The sequence below is a fragment of the Comamonas fluminis genome, from assembly GCF_019186805.1.
GTDB classification, from domain to species: domain Bacteria; phylum Pseudomonadota; class Gammaproteobacteria; order Burkholderiales; family Burkholderiaceae_C; genus Comamonas; species Comamonas fluminis.
The window spans coordinates 3,665,578-3,685,850 of the sequence record NZ_CP066783.1 but is presented as its reverse complement, the minus strand read 5'-3'; the positions used below and the strand labels follow the sequence as shown (position 1 = coordinate 3,685,850).

Genomic DNA, 20,273 nt, shown 5'->3' with positions numbered 1-20,273 from the left:
AAGTCGGGAATAAAAAAACGCCCCGAAGGGCGTTTTCTGTATCAGGTCGGAGACCTGGGAGGTAGTGCAGGCTGGCTTAGCCGCGCAGCGCAATCGCCTGAGCCGCAGCCAGAGCCGTCATGTTGACGACGCGGCGCACGGTGGACGAGGGGGTCAGCACGTGGGCAGATGCGGCGCAGCCCATCAGGATGGGGCCGATGGTGGTGCCGTGGCCGCCGGTGGTCTTGAGCACGTTGAACAGGATGTTCGCAGCGTCGAGGTTGGGGCAGATCAGCACGTTGGCTTCGCCGGTCAGGCTGGAGTCCAGCAGAGAGTGGCTGCGCACGGTGGCGTCCAGAGCGGCATCGCCATGCATTTCGCCATCGCATTCGATGTGCGGGTTGGCTGCTGCGAACAGGTCGCGGGCGGCGCGCATCTTGCGGGCGGAGCCGCGAGTGGACGAGCCGTAGTTGCTGTGCGACAGGAATGCGACCTTGGGAGGCAGGCCAAAGCGGGCGACTTCGTCGGCAGCCATCTTGGCGATCTCGGCCAGCTCTTCGGCGCTGGGTGCGTCGTTGATATAGGTATCAGCGACGAACAATGTGCCGGATTCCAGCATGACGGCGTTGACGGTGGCGAACTCGTTGGCACCCTTCTTCAGGCCCAGCACGTCTTCCAGATGTGTCAGGTGGCTGTCGAAGCGACCCACCAGGCCGCACAGCATGGCGTCGGCATCACCCAGGTGCACCATCAGCGCGGCGATCAGGGTGTTGGAGCGGCGCACAGCGGCCTTGGCGGCTTCAGGCGTCACACCATCGCGGCCCATGAGCTTGTGATAGGTTTCCCAGTACTGGCGGAAACGTGGATCATCTTCGGGGTTGCAGATCTCGACATCCTTGCCGGGCTGCATGCGCAGGCCTGCCTTGATGATGCGCGCTTCGATGACGGCGGGGCGGCCGATCAGGATGGGCTTGGCCAGGCCGTCGTCCAGAGCGACTTGTACGGCACGCAGCACGCGCTCGTCTTCACCTTCTGCGTAGGCCACGCGTTGCTGGCCGGCCTTGGCTGCGGCAAACACGGGGCGCATGAACATGCTGGTCTGGTAAACGAAGCGAGTCAGGCTTTCGCGGTAGGCGGCGATGTCTTCGATGGGGCGGGTGGCCACACCGGATTCGGCAGCTGCCTGGGCCACGGCGGGTGCGATACGCAGAATCAGGCGCGTATCGAAAGGCGTGGGGATCAGGTAGTCGGGGCCGAAGGTCAGTTCCTTGCCCTGGTAGGCGGCGGCGACTTCATCGCTGACGTCCTGCTTGGCCAGGGCGGCGATTTCGCGCACGCAGGCCAGCTTCATGGCTTCGGTGATCTTGGTGGCGCCGCAGTCCAGTGCGCCACGGAAGATGTAGGGGAAGCACAGGACGTTGTTGACCTGGTTGGGGTAGTCCGAGCGGCCGGTGGCCACGATGCAGTCAGGGCGGATTGCCTTGGCCAGTTCCGGGCGGATTTCGGGTTCGGGGTTGGCCAGGGCCAGGATGATGGGCTTGTCGGCCATGGTCTTGACCATGTCGGCAGTCAGCACGCCGGGGGCGGAGCAACCCAGGAACACGTCAGCGCCGTTGACGGCGTCAGCCAGAGTGCGGGCATCGGTGTTCTGTGCGTACTGGGCCTTGGAGGCGTCCAGACCGCCGGGGCGGCCTTCGTAGATCACGCCCTTGGAGTCGCACATGAAGACGTTGGAGCGCTTGACGCCCAGGCCCACCATGACGTTCACGCAGGCAATGGCCGCAGCGCCAGCGCCGGAGACGGCAATCTTGACCTTGTCAATTTCCTTGCCCACCAGTTCCAGGCCGTTGAGCAGGGCGGCGCTGGAGATGATGGCGGTGCCGTGCTGGTCGTCGTGGAACACCGGAATGTTCATGCGCTTGGAGAGTTCTTGCTCAATGTAGAAGCACTCGGGCGCCTTGATGTCTTCCAGGTTGATGCCGCCCAGGGTGGGCTCCATCGACGCAATGATGTCGATCAGCTTGTCCGGATCGCGTTCGGCCAGTTCGATGTCGAACACGTCCACGCCGGCAAATTTCTTGAACAGGCAGCCTTTGCCTTCCATCACGGGTTTGGCGGCCAGGGGACCGATGTCGCCCAGACCCAGCACGGCGGTGCCGTTGGTGATCACGCCGACCAGATTGCCGCGCGATGTGTATTCGGAGGCAGTGGCGGGATCGGCTTCGATATCCAGGCAGGGGTAGGCCACGCCGGGGGAGTAAGCCAGAGACAGATCGCGCTGATTCGACAGGGGCTTGGTGGGAGTGACCGAAATCTTGCCCTTGACAGGGCTGCGGTGGTATTCGCGGGCCGCGTCGCGCAGGGCTTGTTCGGCGGTGGACAGGTTTTGTGTCATACGAAATTAATCAACAAGTTGCTTCTCTGAGCTTACCGGATGGCGAGAAGATTTTTGGGTCAGGTGTGTTTTGCCTGAACTGCACCGACAACAAACCCCCTGACGCATTTTTCTGCGGGCAGGGGGCCAGGCCAGCGGGTAAGCCGGCAGCTTTTTGGAGGCTACGCCTTAGTGGGCGTCTGCCTGACGCGCGGCGTTGATTGCTGCGCTGTTGTCTTTGGCAGCTCCGTTGAAGAAAAGGTTCAGAGCCACTGCGGTAATCGAAGCCAGCAGGATACCGGATTCAATCAGTGGATGGATGGAATGGGGCATCCATTGGCGGAAATTAGGTGCAACCAATGGAATCATTCCTACACCGATGGACACGGCCACGATCATGGCGTTGTGCTTGTTGTTCTTGAAATCGACGTTGGACAGGATGCGAATGCCGGTGGAGGCCACCATGCCGAACATCACCAGACCCGCGCCGCCCAGCACCACGGTGGGCAGGGATTCGATCAGCGCGCCCATCTTGGGCAGCACGCCCAGGATGATCAGGATGGCTCCACCAGCCACGCAAACCCAGCGGCTCATCACGCCAGTCACTGCCACCAGACCCACGTTCTGCGAGAAGCTGGTGTAGGGGAAGGTGTTGAAAATGCCGCCAATCAGGGTGCCCAGACCGTCGGTGCGCAGACCGCGTGTCAGTTCGTCCTGAGAGATTTCCTTGTTGGTCATGTCGCCCAGGGCCAGGAACATGCCAGTGGATTCGATCATCACCACCACCATCACCAGGCTCATGGTCAGGATGAGGATGGGGTCAAAAATGGGCATGGCGATATCGAAAGGCAGCACCAGCGTGAACCATTCAGCCTTGGCAACCTTGTCAAAGTTCATCAGACCCATGGCCACCGAGATCACGCCGCCGATCAGAATGCCCATTAGCACGGAGATATTGGCGATGAAGCCCTTGGCAAAACGTGCGATCAGCAGAATGGACAGCAGCACCACGCCGGAGACGGCAGCGCCTTGCAGGTCTGCGTACTTGGGGTTGGGTACGGTGGGCAGAATCGAGAAGCCCTTGGGAACGGCAGGCAGCACAGAGCCTGGCGCGCCAGCCATGGCCTGGGCCTCAGCCAGCCACTTCAGGTGCTCTGGGTTAGGCACGGAAGGAGCGGTAGGGCCCACGGGGTTGCCGAAGATCCAGTTAATGCCCACGCGCATCAGGCTGATGCCGATGACGGCAATGATGGTGCCGGTCACAACCGGTGGGAAAAAGCGCAGGCAGCGGCTGATCAGCGGAGCAATGAGGATGGATACCACCCCCGCTCCAATGACCGAGCCAAAGATCAGCCCCGCACCGGCGTGACCGCCTGTAGATTGGGCAATGGCCACCATGGGGGCCACGCTGGCAAAGGTCACGCCCATCATCACGGGCAGTTTGATACCGAACCACTGTGTGGCGCCCAGCGCCTGAATCAGCGTGACCAGGCCGCAGACGAACAAGTCGGCGGAAATCAGGTGCGCGACCTGCTCGGGCGGAAGGTTCAGGGCGCGGCCCACGATCAGCGGAACGGCCACAGCGCCCGCATACATGACCAGCACGTGCTGCAAGCCTAGGGCGGTGAGCTTGCCAAATGGCAGAACCTCATCGACGGGGTGCACTTTGGATGTCATAGAAAACTGTCTCCTCACTCTGTTTTTGCGTCAGGTTTGCATGCGATGTCGGTGAGGCATGCAATCCATACAAAAAGTGTATACAGGCCATAACGCGCGATATCTAGCGGTAAACCCTGCTCAACGGAGCGGAACAGGATGGCTTGTCAACGACTATGCGTTTTACGCATGAAAAAATGTCAAAACCTTGGTTTGCTACAAAATATGTAGCTGCACTCGCTTGTTTCACCTATTTTTCTCGAAAAACAATTAAGAAAATAAGGTGAATAAAGCGATTAAAGCTATTGTTTTGTGAGCAAACTTTGCGCGATATGCAATGAGCGCCGGTTATGTGCGTGCAAGGTTTGGGTCTTGAAACATCCAGTGAAGGAAAGCTGGCAGGCACCAGAGTGATGCTGCTGCCCATTAGGGTGATGAGAGGTGCGAAACAAGAAGAAATGCCCTGAATTGGTGCTTCGGTGTGCAAAAGCGTGCATGGCGGCTGACAAAGGGTTCTGCGGTTGCTACGCCGTGGAAAGTTTGCAAGAACCGTGCCGAATGCTCGCCATGCGTCAAAAAGGTGCTTTACCCCGCGCCAGCATGGGGCGCAGGTGAGCACATGACACTTCCCCCGCATGCAAGCCCCAAGCCCATGAAAAAAGCCCGGATGAACCGGGCTTGAGGCGAATAGCCAAACAGGTATCTCTTACACAGGAGGCCGCAAGCAAGGCTACCCTGAGTCGATGCTCCTATTCAATGATGAAGAGAGGGTTGCCTGGGCAGAGAGCAGCCACAAAGCGGCTTAGCGCAGACATGAAAAAGCCCGGAAAACCGGGCTTGGTGCAGAGCAGTAAAGCAGGCATGCCTCATCAAAGAGGCAGCAAGCAAAGGCCGCCCTGCGGCGATGCTGCCGTCCTTCTCCAGATGCAATGCATCGAGAGAGGGGCAAGCGGCGGGGCCGCTCAGGGGGGATCCCAGTTAAGCCGTCAGGTCCACCAGCGAACGAGCAACCACCTTGGTCGCGCGGCGCAGGTCTTCCAGTACCAGGCGCTCGTCGGAGCGCTTGGCGTGCGATTCCAGCACGGTGCGGGGGCCAGCGCCATAGATCACGCCGGGGATGCCGCGCTCAACGTACAGGCGCACGTCGGTGTACAGAGGCGTACCCACGGCAGGAGGCACTTCACCGAAGATGGCTTCGCCGTGCTTTTGAATGGCATCGACCAGAGGCTTGTTGCCGTCCAGAGGCGTCATGGCGTTGGCCAGCAGCAGGCGCTTGATGTCCACGCGCACTGCGTCTTCACCGGTGTAGCCGCCTTGGGTGTTGAAGTCTTCGATGGCCTTGGCGATAACGGCGCGGATGCTGGCTTCCACTTCCACGGGATTCTCTTCAGGAATCATGCGGCGGTCGATCTTGAGCATGACCTTGCCGGGCACCACATTGGTGTTGGTGCCGCCGTCGATGCGGCCGACGTTCAGGTAAGGGTGCTTGATGCCGGGCACTTGCGAAGTGATTTGCTTGTACTTGACGTTTTCGCCGTACAGAGCCGTCAGCAGCACAGCCGTGGCTTGCAGCGCGTCCACACCGGTGTGGGGCACGGCGGCGTGCGCCATCTTGCCCTGCACGGTGATTTCCATCTGCAGGCAGCCGTTGTGAGCGGTCACGACTTCGTAGCTGAAGCCCGCTGCAATCATCAGGTCAGGCTTGGTCAGACCCTTTTCCAGCAACCAGCCGGGGCCCATGATGCCGCCGAATTCTTCGTCGTAGGTGTAGTGCAGTTCCACAGCGCCCTTGCTGGGCTTGGCCACGGCTTCCAGAGCACGCACGGCGAAGGTGAACGAGGCGAAATCGCTCTTGCTCACGGCAGCGGCGCGGCCATACAGCTTGCCGTCTTCGATTTCGGCGCCGTAGGGGTCCTTGGACCAGCCTTCACCTGGAGGCACCACGTCGCCGTGGGCGTTCAGGGCGATGGTCTTGCCACCGTCACCGTACTGGCGGCGCACGATCAGGTTGGTGATCGACTCCATGCCGTAGGCCTTCACATCGGCTTCGGGCACGACGTGCTTTTCAGCGTCAAAGCCAAAACCCTTGATGAGGTCGGCCGTGCGCTCGGCGTGAGGGGCGTTGTTGCCGGGAGGTGTATCAGTGGGCACTTGCACCATGGCTTGCAGGAACTTCACTTCTTCGTCGAAGTGCTGGTCAATCCATGCATCGATGGCGGCGTAGGTGGCTTGCTTGTCTTGATTCATATTGGTCATTGCTGTTCTTGAGCCAGTTGTTGGAGGAGGTGGGTGAAAGCGTCCACAGACAACTGCATGTCGTCAGAGGTGGAGTTTTCCAGCGGGTTGTGGCTGATGCCAGCATTCATGCCGCGCACAAACAACATGGCCTGGGGCATGATTTCGTGCAGCTTCATCGCGTCGTGACCGGCGCCGCTGGGCATACGGAACAGGGGCACGCCCAGTGCGTCCACTGCGTTTTCCCAGCGCTTTTGCCATTCGGGGGCGCTAGGTGCGGCCGAGGCCTTCATGGACAGATCGGTGGTGAAACGCAGGCCACGGCGTTCGGCAATCGCGGCCATCTCGGCCATGATGTCCTTGATCATGGCGTCGCGCTGCTCGTTGGTGGGCGCACGCAGGTCCAGCGAGAACTGGCAGCGGCCAGGCACTACGTTGACCGAGCCCGAGGGTACGTTTAGCTGACCGATGGTGGCCACACTGTCGCCATCCTGGCCAGCACGCTTTTCGATGTACAGCGACAGCTCGGCCACGCCCGCAGCAGCATCACGGCGGCGGTCCATGGGCGTGGTGCCTGCGTGGCTGGCCATGCCGATGAACTCGCACGTATAGCGGGCACTGCCGTTGATGGAGGTGACGATGCCCAGAGGAATGTCCAGCTCGTTGAGCACGGGACCTTGCTCGATGTGCACTTCCACAAAGCCCAGGTACTTGGCGGGATCGCGCTCCAGCTTGGGGATGTCGTCAATGCACAGACCGGCGTGGGTCATGGCTTCGCGCAGCGTGATGCCGTCGGCGTCCTTTTGATCCAGCCATTCATTCTTGAAGTCGCCGACCAAGGCGCCAGAGCCCAGGAAGGTGGCCTTGTAGCGCTGGCCTTCTTCTTCCGAGAAGCCCACCACTTCGATGTTGAAGGGCAGACGCTTGCCTTGCTGGGCCAGTTGCTTGACGCAAGCCATGGGCACGAAGATGCCCAGGCGGCCGTCGTACTTGCCGCCGTTGCGCACGGTGTCGTAGTGGCTGCCGGTCAGCAGAGTCTTGGCTCCTTCGGTAGCAGCCTTGTAGCGACCAACCACATTGCCCACGGCATCGATCTCGACTTCGTCGAAGCCGATTTCACGCATCCAGTGGCTGATGCGCTGGGCGCAGGCACGGTGAGCATCGGTCAGGTAAGTCACCGTCAGCTGGCCCTTTTCGGCGTAGCCAGGGTCGCTGTTGGTGGACAGACGTTCCTGCCAGTCCCAGACTTCGTTGCCTTCCACGGGCTCATAGCCGAACTTGTCGTTCAGACGAATTTCGGCAATGCGGTGGATGTTGCGCAGTGCTTCAGCCTGCTCGTAAGCAGGGTGGTTGAAGATGCGGCGCTCGAAGGTCGAGATGATTTCTGCCTTGCTCAGACCCAGACCCCGCGCACCGCGCACGGCCAGAATGAAGGGGAAGCCAAAGCGCTCGCCATATTCGGCGTTGAGCTTGCGAATGTGCGCCAGCTCTTCGGGCGTGCAGTTAGTCAGGCCCGCCTTCTTTTGCTCATTGGTCGATTCGGCCGTGAGCGTGTTGGTCTCCATCTGCTTGCCAGCCAGTTCCGGGTGAGCGCGGATCAGGTCGAGCTGGGCCTGCTCGCTGGACTCGGCCAGCACGGCAGCCATGGCGTGCTTGATGTGCGCCATGGACTTGAAGGGGCGCTGCTCCAGCGCCTTGGCGGCAATCCAGGGCGAGTGCTCATACAGACCGTCGAGCAGATCGGTAGCGGTGGCCGCGTCGGCGGCATTCAGTTGTTCCAGGGTCAAAGCCATGTCGCAATCAATCCTTGCAGGGGAAACGCTCAGCCCAGTGGCGAGCCAAATCAATACGGCGGCACACCCACACGTTGTCGTGCTTCTGGATGTGGTCTAGGAAGCGCTGCAGCGCTGTAATGCGGCCGGGGCGGCCCAGCAGTCGGCAGTGCATGCCGATGCTCATCATCTTGGGGGCGTTGTCGCCGCTGGCATCGCCTTCGGCGTACAGGACATCGAACGTGTCCTTCAGGTACTGATAGAACGGATCGGCATACGCGTAACCCTGAGGCAGGGCAAAACGCATGTCGTTGCAGTCCAGTGTGTAGGGCACGATCAGCTGGTTGCGGGTGCTGCCATCGGTCTTGGCAACCTTCATCCAGAAGGGCAGGTCTTCGCCGTAGTAATCGCTGTCGTAGGTAAAGCGGCCGGTATCGGCCACCAGACGGTGGCTGTTGGGGCTGTCGCGGCCGGTGTACCAGCCCAGGCCGTGGTCACCATCGTGGCCGTACAGCTCTTCAAAGATTTCCACGCACTGGTTCAGGTGGGCGCGCTCGATCTCTTCGGGCACGTTCTGGTAGTGAATCCACTTCAGACCGTGGCAGGCGATTTCGTGACCGAGTTCGTCAAAAGCCTGGGCCAGTTCGCGGTGCTTTTGCAGGGCTGTAGCCACGCCAAACACGGTCAGCGGCAGGCCGCGCTTTTCGAACTCCTTCAGAATGCGCCACACGCCGACGCGTGAGCCGTATTCATAGATGCCGTCCATGCTCATGTGACGGGCGGGGTAGCTGGCGGGGTTGAACATTTCCGACAGGAACTGCTCGCTGCCAGGGTCGCCATGCATCACATGGTTCTCACCGCCTTCTTCGTAGTTCAGAACGAACTGCACAGCCACGCGGGCTTGGCCGGGCCATTGCGGGTGCGGCGTGTTGCGACCATAACCAATCAGGTCGCGTGGATAGGAGGCGGTGGAATCGTAAATCATAGGGATACAGATGAAAGTGCCATCGACAAATCGTTCGTTGGCAGATCGCGGTCGAAGGTCAGGCCTGCTTCCACGTGGTCCAGGTGCAGCTGCATCAGTTGCACCGCATGTTCTGCATCGCCCGCTGCAAGAGCAGTGACGATGTCGGCATGTTCTTCGTGCGAATGCTCGGCCGCCGATGCAGACTGGTACATCAGCGTGATCAATGCGCAGCGGGAAATCAGCTCACCCAGCAGCTGTGCCAGCACCTCGTTGCCCATCAGCTCGGCCATGCGCACGTGGAAGTCGCCCAGCAGCTCGGTGCGCTGGCCTACGTCGTTGGCTTCCATGGCCTTTTTCTCGGCGCTCACATGGGATTTGAGGGCTTTGATCTTGGCGGGCGTGCTCTGGGCCACAAAGCTGCGCACCATCTCGGCTTCCAGCATGCGGCGCACGGCAAACACCTGGCGTGCTTCGTCAACCGAAGGTGTGGCAACAAAGGCGCCGCGCGCAGGCTCCAGCCGGATGAGCTTGTTCTGGGAGAGTTGAAACAGGGCCTGGCGAACCAGGGTGCGGGAAACGCCAAAGTGGTCAGCCAGCTTTTGCTCAGCCAGCTTGGTGCCGGGCATCAGGCGATGCTCGACGATCGCCTTGGTCAGGTTTTCAACAATGAAGCTGGTGGTGGAAGTTTCCATAAATCGATCATAGCGGTTGAAGACAAGTTTTGTATACAGTTTCTGTCCACCATACCTAGTGTTTGTCTCGATGGTCGGCGGGAAAAAGCTGTGAGCAAGCGCGCAAAGCCAAGCTGCATAAGGGCTTGCGCCATTGATGCAGCAAAGATCAGCAGTGTTGTGACACGAGAGTGTCTGTGAGGCAAAAAAGCCGGAATGCACAATGCGCAGCTATGCAAGCACAGAATACATCCTCGCGCGCGCAGGCTGCCGTCGCACCTTCGCCTCAGCAAGACCCCGCTGGTTTCTTGCGTCATCTCTATGACGTGGCGGTGCGCAATGCCCTGCCCATCGAGGGGCTGGCCCGCCATCTGCCCAAGCCGCCCAAAGGGCGCACTTTGGTTCTGGGCGCTGGCAAGGCGGGCGGCTCCATGGCGCAGGCGCTGGAAGCGTTGTGGCCGCAGGATGCACCGCTGTCCGGTCTGGTTGTCACCCGCTACGCCCATATTCCGCCGCGCCCGGAAGGCCTGCCAGTGCGGCTGGAAGTGGTGGAAGCCGCACACCCCGTGCCCGATGCTGCAGGCTTGGCTGCGGCCGAGCGCATTCTGGCGCTGACGCAGGGGCTGACCGCTGACGACCTGGTTATCTGCCTGATCTCTGGCGGTGGCTCATCGCTGCTGACCTTGCCTGCCGAAGGCATTGACCTGGCCGAGAAACAACGCATCAACAAAGCCCTGCTGGAAAGCGGCGCCGCCATTGGCGAGATGAACTGCGTGCGCAAGCACCTTTCGCGCATCAAGGGCGGGCGTCTGGCTGCCGCCTGCTACCCCGCCCAGCTGGTGACGCTGACCATCAGCGATGTGCCCGGTGACGATCCTTCGGTCATTGCCAGCGGCCCCACGGTGCCCGATGCATCGACCTGCGCCGATGCGCTGGCGATTCTCAACCGCTACCAAATCAGCATCCCGGAATCCGTGCGTGCAGCGCTGGAAGCGGGTCAGCTGGAAACGCCCAAACCCGGTGATGAACGTTTTGCAGGCCATGAAGTGCATCTGATTGCCACGCCCCAGCAGTCGCTGGAGGCAGCGGCAGCCGCAGCACGTGAGGCAGGTATGGCCGTGCATGTGCTGTCGGATGAAATGGAGGGTGAATCGCGTGAAGTGGGCAAGGTGCACGCCGCCCTGGCCCGCGCTGTGGCCAAGCACGGAGAGCCGTTTGCCAAGCCCTGCGTGATTCTGTCGGGCGGTGAAACCACCGTGACCATTCGCCCCCGCCAGCCCGGCGCAGCCAAAGGCCGTGGCGGACGCGCAGGTGAGTTCTGCCTGGGCCTGGCACAGGCGCTGCAAGGTCAGGAAAAAGTCTGGGCGCTGGCTGCAGACACCGACGGCATTGACGGCATCGAAGACAACGCCGGTGCACGTGTCTCGCCCTGCACGCTCAAGCGCGCTGCCGAGAAGAACCTGCGCATCAGCGACCACCTGGATCGCAACGATGCCTATGGCTACTTTGAAGCGCTGGGTGATCTGGTCATCACCGGCCCCACACACACCAATGTGAACGACTTCCGCGCGATTTTGATTCTCTGAAACTATCAAATTGAATAGCTTCTTGCGCAGGCTATTCAACGGTTTCAAATGGAAAACGATCTGCAGCTACTGCTAATCAATCGGTATCTGCTATATTTTGTATAGCTTCAGTGTAAAGCTGGCGCTACCCATCCCAGTGCTCCGAGCAAGAGCCGCCTCGCGGCGAAGGAGCAGTCCCCCTCCGTTAGCGCGCAGCGCGTACGAAGAGGGGGAAGGCGCGAAGCGCCTCAGGGGGAGTTAGCCCCCTCTTGGCAGGTCTTCCCACCACGCATCATCAAACTTGCCTTGAAGGAATGCGATAAACGACTGCACCTTCTGCGGCACCAGTCGCGGTGAGGGATAGACCGCGTGAATTTCTTGCTCGGGCAGGCGGCAGGTTTTGAGAACCTCCACCACGCGCCCATCCTTGAGTGAGTCGTGGGCCACGTATCGCGGCAGGGCGGCAATGCCCATGTGTGAGCGCGCAGCGGCCAGCAGGGCCGAGAGATTGTTGGAGCGCAGCCGCCCGGTGATGGGGACTGAAACCGGTTCGCCACTGGCGTTGCGCAGCCGCCAGATGTCGTTGCCCTGCACGCTGCTGTAGATCAGAGTGGAATGTTCCTTGAGGTCACTGGGGCGGCGCGGTGTGCCGTGTTTGCGCAGATAGGTGTTCGACGCTACCAGCACCCAGGGGTTGATGCCCAGCATGCGCGCACCCAGCGAAGAATCGGCCAGCTTGCCCATGCGCAGCGCCACGTCAATGCCGTTGGCCACCAGGTCGGTGTAGCGGTCCTCAAAGCTCAGATCCACCTGCACCTGAGGGTTGTGCTTCATGAATTCCATGGCCAGCGGAATGAGTACGCGACGCCCGAAAGCGACCGAGCTGCCAATGCGCAACTGGCCTTGCACCTGCGTCTGGCGCACCTTGACCACGTTCTCGGCATCGGCCACATCGGTGACGATGATCTTGCACTTCTCGTAGTACAGCGCACCCGCTTCGGTCAGGCTCACGCCGCGTGTGTTGCGATTGAGCAGGCGCACTTTCAGGCGCGCTTCCATGGCGGCGACCTGCTTGGTGACGGTGGGCTGAGTGGTTGCAAATTCATGCGCCACTTTGGTGAAGCTGCCGGTTTCCACCACGCGTACAAACATGTGCATCGCGTCGAGTCGGTCCATGTTTTATCTCCTATTTATTCTTCATTGGAATAAATTTTATGGTCTGAGAGTGGCTTCCAGCAAGCAAAGGTCTTGACTAAAGTTCAACCAAGTTTTTAGGAGACCCTCATGGCCAAAATGAAAGCAATCGACGCAGCAGTCCTGGTGCTCGAAAAAGAAGGTGTAACCGTGACGTTTGGTGTGCCCGGTGCGGCCATCAACCCGCTGTATGCTGCAATGAAGAACCACGGCGGCATCGGTCACATTCTGGCCCGTCACGTGGAAGGTGCCAGCCACATGGCTGAAGGCTACACACGTGCCGTCGCTGGCAATATCGGCGTGTGCATCGGTACCAGCGGCCCCGCTGGCACCGACATGATCACCGGCCTGTACTCGGCCAGCGCTGACTCCATCCCAATTCTGTGCATCACAGGCCAGGCACCTCGCTCGCGTCTGCACAAGGAAGACTTCCAGGCGGTGGACATCGCTTCCATCGCCAAGCCTGTGACCAAGTGGGCCACCACGGTGCTGGAGCCTGCTCAAGTGCCCCGCGCATTCCAGCAAGCTTTCCACCTGATGCGCTCCGGCCGTCCCGGCCCTGTGCTGATCGACCTGCCTATCGACGTTCAGCTGGCTGAAATCGAATTCGACATCGACACCTACGAACCTCTGGCTGCCTACAAGCCCGCTGCTTCGCGCAAGCAAGCCGAGAAGGCCATCGAGATGCTCAACGAATCCGAGCGTCCTCTGCTGGTTTCCGGTGGCGGTGTCATCAACGCCGACGCTTCCGACCTGATGGTCGAGCTGGCCGAAATCCTGAACGTGCCCGTGATCCCCACACTGATGGGCTGGGGCACCATCCCTGATGACCACCCTCTGATGGTCGGTATGTGCGGTCTGCAGACCAGCCACCGTTATGGCAACGCCAACATGCTGGCTTCGGACTTCGTGCTCGGTATCGGCAACCGTTGGGCCAACCGCCACACCGGCTCGGTCGAGGTCTACACCAAGGGACGCAAGTTTGTGCACGTGGACATTGAGCCCACACAAATCGGCCGCGTGTTCGCCCCTGACTACGGCATCGTCTCCGACGCCAAGGCAGCTCTGGAGCAATTCGTTTCCGTGGCCAAGGAGTGGAAGGCTGCTGGCAAGCTCAAGTGCCGCAAGGCCTGGGTGGCCGAGTGCCAAGGTCGCAAGAACAGCATCGAGTTCCTGCGCAAGACGAACTTCGACAACGTGCCGATGAAGCCCCAGCGCGTGTACCAGTGCATGAACAACACGCTGGACCGCGACACGACTTACGTGTCCACCATCGGTCTGTCGCAGATCGCCGGTGCTCAGTTCCTGCACGTGTACAAGCCCCGCAACTGGATCAACTGCGGTCAGGCCGGCCCTCTGGGCTGGACTACACCTGCTGCCCTGGGTGTGCGCGTTGCTGACCCAGCTCGCAAGATCGTGGCGCTGTCTGGCGACTACGACTTCCAGTTCATGATCGAAGAGCTGGCCGTGGGCGCACAGTTCAAGCTGCCTTACGTTCACGTGCTGGTGAACAACAGCTATCTGGGTCTGATTCGCCAGGCGCAGCGCGCTTTCTCCATCGACTATTGCGTGCAATTGGCGTTCGACAATATCAACATGGATGAGGGTGATGCGACCCGTGGCTACGGTGTTGACCATGTTAAGGTCGTTGAAGGCTTGGGTTGCAAGGCCATCCGCGTTCACCGCGCTGAAGACTTTGCACCTGCCATGCAGCAGGCTGAAGCCTGGATGGCCGAGCACAAGACCCCTGTGGTGATCGAGTGCATTCTGGAGCGTGTGACCAACATCTCCATGGGCGCCGAAATCGACAACGTGGTTGAGTTCGAAGACCTGGCCACCGAAAAGGCTGACGCGCCTAGCGCACTGGCTCTGCTGGGCTGATTAACTAGAACCACCCCCTGAGCGGCTCTGCCTGGGCGGCCCCGCCGCTTCCCCCTCTCTCGCAAGGGGGAGGGGGACGACACCTTCGCTGCGGGGCTGCCCTTGCTTGGCGTCTAGCGCCTGCAACTATTAGCGATTTTGGAGATTTGACCATGCCCCGTTTTGCTGCCAACCTGAGCATGTTGTTCACCGAGGTGCCTTTCCTCGAGCGTTTTGAGCGTGCCGCCAACGCTGGCTTTGAAGCCGTGGAATTCCTCTTCCCCTATGCACACACTGTGGAAGAGATCAAAGAGCGTCTGGACGCCACGGGCCTGAAGATTGTTCTGCACAACCTGCCCGCTGGCGACTGGGATGCTGGCGAGCGCGGCATTGCCTGCGACCCCACACGCGTGGACGAGTTCCGCGCTGGCGTGGCCAAGGCTGTGACCTATGCGCATGCACTGGGCGTGCCCCAGCTGAACTGCTTGGCTGGCAAGGTTCCCGCTGGCGCTGATGCTGCTTTGGTGCGTCGCACTTTTGTGGAAAACCTACGCTTTGCCGCTGCCGCTTTGAGCGCAGCCAACATCCGCCTGCTGATCGAGCCGATCAATCCTTTTGACATCCCCGGTTTCTACCTGAACCGCACAGATGAAGCGCTGTCCATTCTGGACGAAGTGGGGGCGCCCAATGCCTTCGTGCAGTACGACATCTATCACGCTCAGCGCGTGGAAGGCGAACTGGCTGCCACCATGCAAAAGCAGCTGGCACGCATTGGCCACATTCAGCTGGCTGACAACCCCGGTCGCAACGAACCCGGCACGGGCGAGATCAACTACCCCTTCCTGTTCGCGCACCTGGACCGCATCGGCTACGACGGCTACATCGGTTGCGAATACAAGCCTGCCAACGGCACCGAATCGGGCCTGGGCTGGCTGGAAAAGATTGGCGGCTGGAAGAAAGCTGCAGTCGCTGCATAAGACATAAAAAGGCCGGAAGCGCTTTCTAGGTAAGCGCTTCAAGCTATCGAATTTGATTATCAAAAAACTTAGGAGAACACCATGAACGCATCGTCTCTCAAGCTGGGCTTTATCGGTCTGGGCATCATGGGCGCCCCCATGTGCGGCCACCTGATTTCTGCCGGTCACCAACTGTTCGTGAACACCCACGGCAAGGTGCCTGCCAACATCGCTGAAACCAGCGCTACCCAGTGCACCACCGCCAAGGGCGTGGCCGAGCGCGCTGACATCATCTTCATCATGGTGCCCGACACTCCCGACGTGGAAAAGGTGCTGTTCGGTGAAGACGGCGTGGCCGCTGGCCTGAAGGGCAGCACCGGCAAGATCGTGGTGGACATGTCCTCCATCTCGCCCGTGGCCACCAAGGACTTCGCCAAGCGCATCGAAGCCGTGGGCGCTCAGTACCTGGACGCTCCCGTCTCCGGCGGCGAAGTCGGTGCCAAGAACGGCACGCTCTCCATCATGGTCGGTGGCCCTGACGAAGCCTTTGCTCGCGTCAAGCCTTTGTTCGACAAGATGGGCAAGAACATCACTCTGGTCGGCGGCAACGGCGATGGCCAGACTGCCAAGGTGGCCAACCAGATCATCGTGGCTCTGAACATCGAAGCCGTGGCTGAAGCCCTGCTGTTCGCATCGCGCGCCGGTGCTGATCCAGCACGTGTGCGTGAAGCTCTGCTGGGTGGTTTTGCTTCTTCCAAGATTCTGGAAGTGCACGCCGAGCGCATGATCAAGCGCACTTTCGACCCAGGCTTCCGTATCGCTCTGCACCAGAAGGACCTGAACCTGGCTCTGTCCAGCGCTCGTCAGCTGGGCGTGTCGCTGCCCAACACCGCTCAGGCTCAAGAGCTGTTCAACAGCTGCGTGGCTCACGGCGGCGCTGCATGGGACCACTCCGGCATGGTGCGTGCTCTGGAAATTCAGGCAAACTTCGAAATCGGCCAGAAGGCTGAGTAAGAGTCTCAGGTGGGGAGGGCGGTGAAGCGACGCGTACAGCGGTAGCCGCCCATAAGAAAAGCCGCGCTCGGGGGAGCGCGGCTTTTTTGTTTTTTGGTTTTGAAAAGTGGCTCAGTAACCAGCGGCTTTGCCATCCGGGTTGCGTGGGTCAGATGCACCGAGCAGCTTGCCGTCCTGTATTTCAATGGTCTGCGTGCGGCCCATGGCGGGCTTGATTGCGACCTTGTGTCCCCATTGCCTGAGAAGGTTCAGCGTGTCGGCGCTGAAGCCTTTTTCCACACGCAGCTCATCGGGCGACCACTGATGGTGAAAGCGCGGTGTGGCCGCAGCTTCCAGCGGGTTCATGCCGTAGTCGATGAAGTTGACGATTTGCTGCAGCACCGTCGTGATGATGCGTGCGCCGCCGGGGCTGCCTGTGACCAGTACAGGTTTGCCGTCTTTGAGCACCAGGGTGGGCGTCATTGATGACAGAGGCCGCTTGCCTGCTTGCACCGCATTGGCATCGCCGCCCAGCAGGCCGTAGGCATTGGCCACGCCGGGTTTGACGGAGAAGTCGTCCATCTCGTTATTGAGCAAGATTCCCGTGCCCTTGGCCACGATGCCGCTGCCGAAATTGGTGTTCAGCGTATAGGTCACAGCCACGGCATTGCCTGCTTTATCAACCACCGAGTAATGCGTGGTCTGGTCGCTTTCATAGGGCTGGGGCTTGCCGGGCTTGATGCTTTGGCTGGGCCGCGCTTGGCGGGGTGTGATGCCTGCAGCCAGTTCGCTGGCATAGCGTTTTGAGATCAGGCCTTGCAGCGGAATCTTCACAAAGTCAGGGTCGCCCAGATATTCCGCGCGGTCGGCATAGGCCAGCTTCATGGCCTCGGTCATGTGGTGCACGCTTTGCGCACTGTTCGGGCCCCATTGCTGCATGGGCCAGCGCTCCATCATGTTCAGAATCTGTAGCAGGTGCGCGCCGCCGGAAGAGGGTGGCGGCATGGTCACGATCTGATAGCCGCGATAAGTTCCGCGCACCGGCTCGCGCTCCACCACCTTGTAGTCGCGCAGGTCCTGCAGCGTGATGGCATTGGCATGAGGCGCCATTTCAGCGGCAATCCTCTGCGCAATTTCACCTTGATAGAAGGCCTTGGCGCCTTGCTGGCTGATAAGGCGCAGTGACTGCGCCAGGTCTTTCTGCACCAGTTGCTCACCCGCTTGCAGCGGCGTGCCGTTTTTCCAGAAGATGGCCTGCGTGGCAGGCCAGCGGCTCATATTTTTCTTTTCCTGGCTCAGTGTCTTGGCCAGTGTCGCGCTGACGGGGTAGCCTTTTTCCGCCAGCTCAATCGCCGGAGCCATGACCGCGGGCAGCGGCATGGAGCCCCAGCGCGAGAGCGCATGCGTCATGCCTGCCACGGTACCCGGCACGCCTACGGCGTAATGGGTGAATAGCGATTTGCCATCCACCACATTGCCCTTGTCGTCCAGGTACATGGTGCGCGATGCGCCCTTAGGTGCCACTTCGCGAAAGTCCAGCGCAATGTCTTTGCCGCTTCGGGCGTCATGCACCATCATGAAGCCGCCGCCGCCAATATTGCCGGCATTGGGCAAAGCCACGGCCAGTGCAAAACCCACGGCCACGGCGGCGTCCATGGCGTTGCCCCCGGCCTTGAGAATGTCCACGCCAATCTGCGTGGCCAGTTCCTGCTCGCTGGCCACCATGCCATTTCGGGCTTGCACGGGATGGAAGATATCCATGCCAAAGTCATAGGCCGCTGCGGCGGCCTGCGCTGCACTGGGCTGAACGGCTTCGGTGGGCGCAGAAGCCGTGATCGTAGGTTTCGGGTCAGTTTTGCTTTCAGGTGCGTTACTGCATGCAGTCAGGCTGATGGTGGCAATCGCCAGGCTGGTGGCGAATGCAGTGGCGCGTAATGGCATAGGCGTCTTCGGGTGGGCGGCAAATTGACTCAGTTTAGAAGCGGCTGCCGCAGCTCTCTGCATGAGGTGGTGACTTTGCGGGTATGTGCCTAGAAGTCAAGTCTGTACAGCCTTTGATGGAGTACAGAAACTGTATACACTTTAACCATCTGAGGCGGGGGTGCCTGCGCCCGCGTTCTTGGTTCTTGCAACAACCAGGGCAGATTTGAACTGTCCGTGAGGAGATTTCCATGGGACTGAGCACCCACGTACTCGACACCATGAACGGCTGCCCCGCAGCTGGCATGGCCGTTGAACTGTTTTCGACCGAAGGCGACAAGGCCACGCTGATCAAGAGCCTGGTGCTCAATCACGACGGTCGCACCGACGCGCCTCTGTTCGACAACAACACCCTCAAGGTTGGCACTTATCGCCTGACTTTTGATGTGGCGGCGTACTTCAAGGCACGCGGCGTTGAACTGCCTGAGCCCAGCTTTCTGAACAAGGTGAGCCTGGACTTTGGCGTGGCCAATGTGGAGCAGCACTACCACGTGCCTTTGCTGGTCAGCCCCTGGAGCTATTCCACTTATCGCGGTTCCTGATCACGATGGCTTCTTCTTGAAGAAGCCTTTAAAAACAAGAGCAGCTTGCGCATGCTATTCCTGCATTTCAAGGCGATTGACTTGAAAGCCCAGAAGTAGTCAGCGCAAGCTGCTCTTGTTTTTGAGGGGTGCGATTACTGCTTGGATGAACCCATGGCCACCACGATGGCGGTGACAAAGAAGAAAGCCTGCAGCTCCAGCGACCAGCCGCCCGAGTTCTGCAGCATCAGCACCTGTTTGGTGTGCACCAGAAAAAATGCCACCAGCATATTGATCGCAATCACCAGTGCGGCAGGAACAACCCACAGCCCCACCAGCAGCAACAGCGGTGCAACAACCTCACCCAGATACACGGCATAGGCCAGCCAGCCCGGGGCGCCACGGGCCTCAACCATCAGCTCGATGCCGCCAATGCCGTGGCGAATCTTGGCCCAGCCATGAAACAGCATGAGAAGGGCCAGTGTGGTGCGCAGCAGCACCATGGCCGCCCGAGGGTTGTGTAAATAGTTCCAAACTTTCATGAAGATCCATTCATCGACGCCTGTGGCATATCAAGAATGCTAGCGCCGAACGGGCTTGTCTGGTGTCATTCCAAGTGTTTATGAGGCCTTTTCCGCATTGCGACCAACCAGGGTTTGCGGGATAGCGTCTGACGGGGCTGTGAGTCCTTTTTGATACATGCGCTTGCGCTTTGTAGGTCAATGACGCAAGCTGGCAATGCAGGGTTTACTTGGTGATTCGGCGTACTAGGATCGGGTCAACCTTGTCCTGAGGGGCGCCGTGCAGAAGAGGGTTCTGCGGCAGCCATAAGCCTCACACAGGCCTTTAAAAACTTTGGAATGTGCCTGCCACATTCGCCCAACGAAAGGAATAGCAATGCGACAAATCTCTCTGCGTTCTCTGGCTCTGACTGCGGCCGTGGTAGCCGGTGCTGTTTCCATGACTGCTTGCACGACCACCAAGCCAGAAACTTCCTCTGCGCCTCGTGCTGATGCAACCACTGTCAACACCCGTGCCAACGCTGCACTGGAGCGCCTGTATCAGACAGCTCCTGGCTCCAAGCAGATGGTGCAGAACGCCAAGGGCGTGCTGATCTTCCCGTCGGTGATTGGCGGCAGCTTTGTGGTGGGTGTGGAGCATGGCCGTGGCGTGCTGCGCGTGGGCGGTCATAACCGTGGCAACTACAGCACCACCGGTGCTTCCATCGGCTGGCAAGCGGGTGGCCAGTCCAAGGCTGTGATCTATGTGTTCAACACCCAGGAAGCGCTGGACAAGTTCCTCAAGAGCGATGGCTGGTCCGTCGGTGCTGACGCAACCGTGGCTGCTGGCAAGATCGGTGCCAATGGCGGTGTCGATACCACCACCGTTGACGCACCTGTTACCAGCTATGTGCTGACCAACGTGGGTCTGGAAGCCGGCGTGTCTCTGCAAGGCACCAAGATCACCAAGATCGTGGAGTAATCCTGTAAGCGCAGCTGATGGGCTGCCAATAAAGAAGCCGGCTTCATAGCCGGCTTTCTTTTGGGGTT

15 protein-coding genes are annotated in these 20,273 nt (G+C 60.1%); 6 read left to right on the top strand and 9 right to left on the bottom strand.

The annotated features are described in order from the left end of the window. Positions 1-76: 76 nt before the first annotated feature. From JDW18_RS17075 to JDW18_RS17050, 6 genes are all read right to left on the bottom strand, one after another. The gene (locus JDW18_RS17075) at positions 77-2,374 is read right to left on the bottom strand and encodes an NADP-dependent malic enzyme (protein ID WP_218240644.1); all 2,298 of its coding nucleotides are present in this window, start codon (positions 2,372-2,374) and stop codon (positions 77-79) included. 168 nt (positions 2,375-2,542) lie between these two features. After that, positions 2,543-4,030 (bottom strand): nucleobase:cation symporter-2 family protein, encoded by a 1,488-nt coding sequence (locus JDW18_RS17070; RefSeq protein WP_218240642.1) that lies wholly within the window; start codon positions 4,028-4,030, stop codon positions 2,543-2,545. A 957-nt stretch (positions 4,031-4,987) separates the two neighbouring features. Beyond that, a complete protein-coding gene (locus tag JDW18_RS17065; RefSeq protein WP_218240640.1) occupies positions 4,988-6,265 on the bottom strand; it encodes a M20 family metallopeptidase in 1,278 nt (425 codons plus the stop codon). Beyond that, a complete protein-coding gene (gene uraD, locus JDW18_RS17060) occupies positions 6,262-8,037 on the bottom strand; it encodes a 2-oxo-4-hydroxy-4-carboxy-5-ureidoimidazoline decarboxylase (RefSeq protein WP_218240638.1) in 1,776 nt (591 codons plus the stop codon). The genes JDW18_RS17065 and uraD overlap by 4 nt, the downstream gene beginning before the upstream one ends. Before the next feature lie 7 nt (positions 8,038-8,044). Then, positions 8,045-9,001, bottom strand: coding sequence for an allantoinase PuuE (puuE, locus tag JDW18_RS17055; protein ID WP_218240637.1), 957 nt, complete (start codon positions 8,999-9,001; stop codon positions 8,045-8,047). Further along, on the bottom strand, positions 8,998-9,675 hold the full coding sequence (locus JDW18_RS17050; RefSeq protein ID WP_218240636.1) for a GntR family transcriptional regulator: 678 nt from the start codon (positions 9,673-9,675) through the stop codon (positions 8,998-9,000). Before JDW18_RS17050 ends, puuE begins: the two co-directional genes overlap by 4 nt. A gap of 212 nt (positions 9,676-9,887) precedes the next feature. On the opposite strand from JDW18_RS17050, the gene JDW18_RS17045 reads away from it, so the two are divergent. Beyond that, the gene (locus JDW18_RS17045) at positions 9,888-11,240 is read left to right on the top strand and encodes a glycerate kinase type-2 family protein (protein WP_218240635.1); all 1,353 of its coding nucleotides are present in this window, start codon (positions 9,888-9,890) and stop codon (positions 11,238-11,240) included. A 237-nt stretch (positions 11,241-11,477) separates the two neighbouring features. On the opposite strand, the gene JDW18_RS17040 is transcribed toward JDW18_RS17045, so the two are convergent. Then, entirely contained in the window at positions 11,478-12,395 is a 918-nt protein-coding gene (locus JDW18_RS17040) for a LysR family transcriptional regulator (RefSeq protein WP_218240634.1), read from the bottom strand. 108 nt (positions 12,396-12,503) lie between these two features. On the opposite strand from JDW18_RS17040, the gene gcl reads away from it, so the two are divergent. From gcl to glxR, 3 genes are all read left to right on the top strand, one after another. After that, on the top strand, positions 12,504-14,294 hold the full coding sequence (gcl, locus tag JDW18_RS17035; protein ID WP_218240633.1) for a glyoxylate carboligase: 1,791 nt from the start codon (positions 12,504-12,506) through the stop codon (positions 14,292-14,294). Between the two features lie 152 nt (positions 14,295-14,446). Beyond that, positions 14,447-15,250 (top strand): hydroxypyruvate isomerase, encoded by an 804-nt coding sequence (gene hyi, locus JDW18_RS17030; protein ID WP_218240632.1) that lies wholly within the window; start codon positions 14,447-14,449, stop codon positions 15,248-15,250. Positions 15,251-15,331: 81 nt separating this feature from the next. After that, positions 15,332-16,243: a 2-hydroxy-3-oxopropionate reductase gene (gene glxR, locus JDW18_RS17025; protein ID WP_218240630.1), complete on the top strand. Its 912-nt coding sequence runs from the start codon at positions 15,332-15,334 to the stop codon at positions 16,241-16,243. A gap of 111 nt (positions 16,244-16,354) precedes the next feature. Here the strand turns inward: glxR and ggt are convergent, their stop codons facing one another. After that, a complete protein-coding gene (ggt, locus tag JDW18_RS17020; protein ID WP_218240629.1) occupies positions 16,355-18,163 on the bottom strand; it encodes a gamma-glutamyltransferase in 1,809 nt (602 codons plus the stop codon). Positions 18,164-18,393: 230 nt separating this feature from the next. Here ggt and uraH point away from each other — a divergent pair, with 230 nt between their 5' ends. Next, positions 18,394-18,744 carry a hydroxyisourate hydrolase gene (gene uraH, locus JDW18_RS17015; RefSeq protein ID WP_218240628.1) on the top strand — a complete coding sequence of 117 codons (351 nt, stop codon included), beginning with the start codon at positions 18,394-18,396 and terminating at the stop codon, positions 18,742-18,744. Between the two features lie 134 nt (positions 18,745-18,878). On the opposite strand, the gene JDW18_RS17010 is transcribed toward uraH, so the two are convergent. Further along, positions 18,879-19,265, bottom strand: a complete 387-nt coding sequence (locus JDW18_RS17010; protein WP_218240626.1) for a DoxX family protein — start codon at positions 19,263-19,265, stop codon at positions 18,879-18,881. 355 nt (positions 19,266-19,620) lie between these two features. Here JDW18_RS17010 and JDW18_RS17005 point away from each other — a divergent pair, with 355 nt between their 5' ends. Beyond that, positions 19,621-20,205, top strand: a complete 585-nt coding sequence (locus JDW18_RS17005) for a BPSL1445 family SYLF domain-containing lipoprotein (protein ID WP_218240625.1) — start codon at positions 19,621-19,623, stop codon at positions 20,203-20,205. Positions 20,206-20,273 lie beyond the last annotated feature (68 nt).

What these genes read in the sequence shown, in the direction of transcription:
- glxR (WP_218240630.1), top strand. Translation starts at nt 15,332, where the DNA reads ATGAACGCATCGTCTCTCAAGCTGGGCTTTATCGGTCTGGGCATCATG.
- JDW18_RS17065 (WP_218240640.1), bottom strand. Translation starts at nt 6,265, where the DNA reads ATGACCAATATGAATCAAGACAAGCAAGCCACCTACGCCGCCATCGAT.
- gcl (WP_218240633.1), top strand. Translation starts at nt 12,504, where the DNA reads ATGGCCAAAATGAAAGCAATCGACGCAGCAGTCCTGGTGCTCGAAAAA.
- JDW18_RS17070 (WP_218240642.1), bottom strand. Translation starts at nt 4,030, where the DNA reads ATGACATCCAAAGTGCACCCCGTCGATGAGGTTCTGCCATTTGGCAAG.
- JDW18_RS17075 (WP_218240644.1), bottom strand. Translation starts at nt 2,374, where the DNA reads ATGACACAAAACCTGTCCACCGCCGAACAAGCCCTGCGCGACGCGGCC.
- puuE (WP_218240637.1), bottom strand. Translation starts at nt 9,001, where the DNA reads ATGATTTACGATTCCACCGCCTCCTATCCACGCGACCTGATTGGTTAT.
- JDW18_RS17010 (WP_218240626.1), bottom strand. Translation starts at nt 19,265, where the DNA reads ATGAAAGTTTGGAACTATTTACACAACCCTCGGGCGGCCATGGTGCTG.
- ggt (WP_218240629.1), bottom strand. Translation starts at nt 18,163, where the DNA reads ATGCCATTACGCGCCACTGCATTCGCCACCAGCCTGGCGATTGCCACC.
- hyi (WP_218240632.1), top strand. Translation starts at nt 14,447, where the DNA reads ATGCCCCGTTTTGCTGCCAACCTGAGCATGTTGTTCACCGAGGTGCCT.
- uraD (WP_218240638.1), bottom strand. Translation starts at nt 8,037, where the DNA reads ATGGCTTTGACCCTGGAACAACTGAATGCCGCCGACGCGGCCACCGCT.
- uraH (WP_218240628.1), top strand. Translation starts at nt 18,394, where the DNA reads ATGGGACTGAGCACCCACGTACTCGACACCATGAACGGCTGCCCCGCA.
- JDW18_RS17040 (WP_218240634.1), bottom strand. Translation starts at nt 12,395, where the DNA reads ATGGACCGACTCGACGCGATGCACATGTTTGTACGCGTGGTGGAAACC.
- JDW18_RS17005 (WP_218240625.1), top strand. Translation starts at nt 19,621, where the DNA reads ATGCGACAAATCTCTCTGCGTTCTCTGGCTCTGACTGCGGCCGTGGTA.
- JDW18_RS17045 (WP_218240635.1), top strand. Translation starts at nt 9,888, where the DNA reads ATGCAAGCACAGAATACATCCTCGCGCGCGCAGGCTGCCGTCGCACCT.
- JDW18_RS17050 (WP_218240636.1), bottom strand. Translation starts at nt 9,675, where the DNA reads ATGGAAACTTCCACCACCAGCTTCATTGTTGAAAACCTGACCAAGGCG.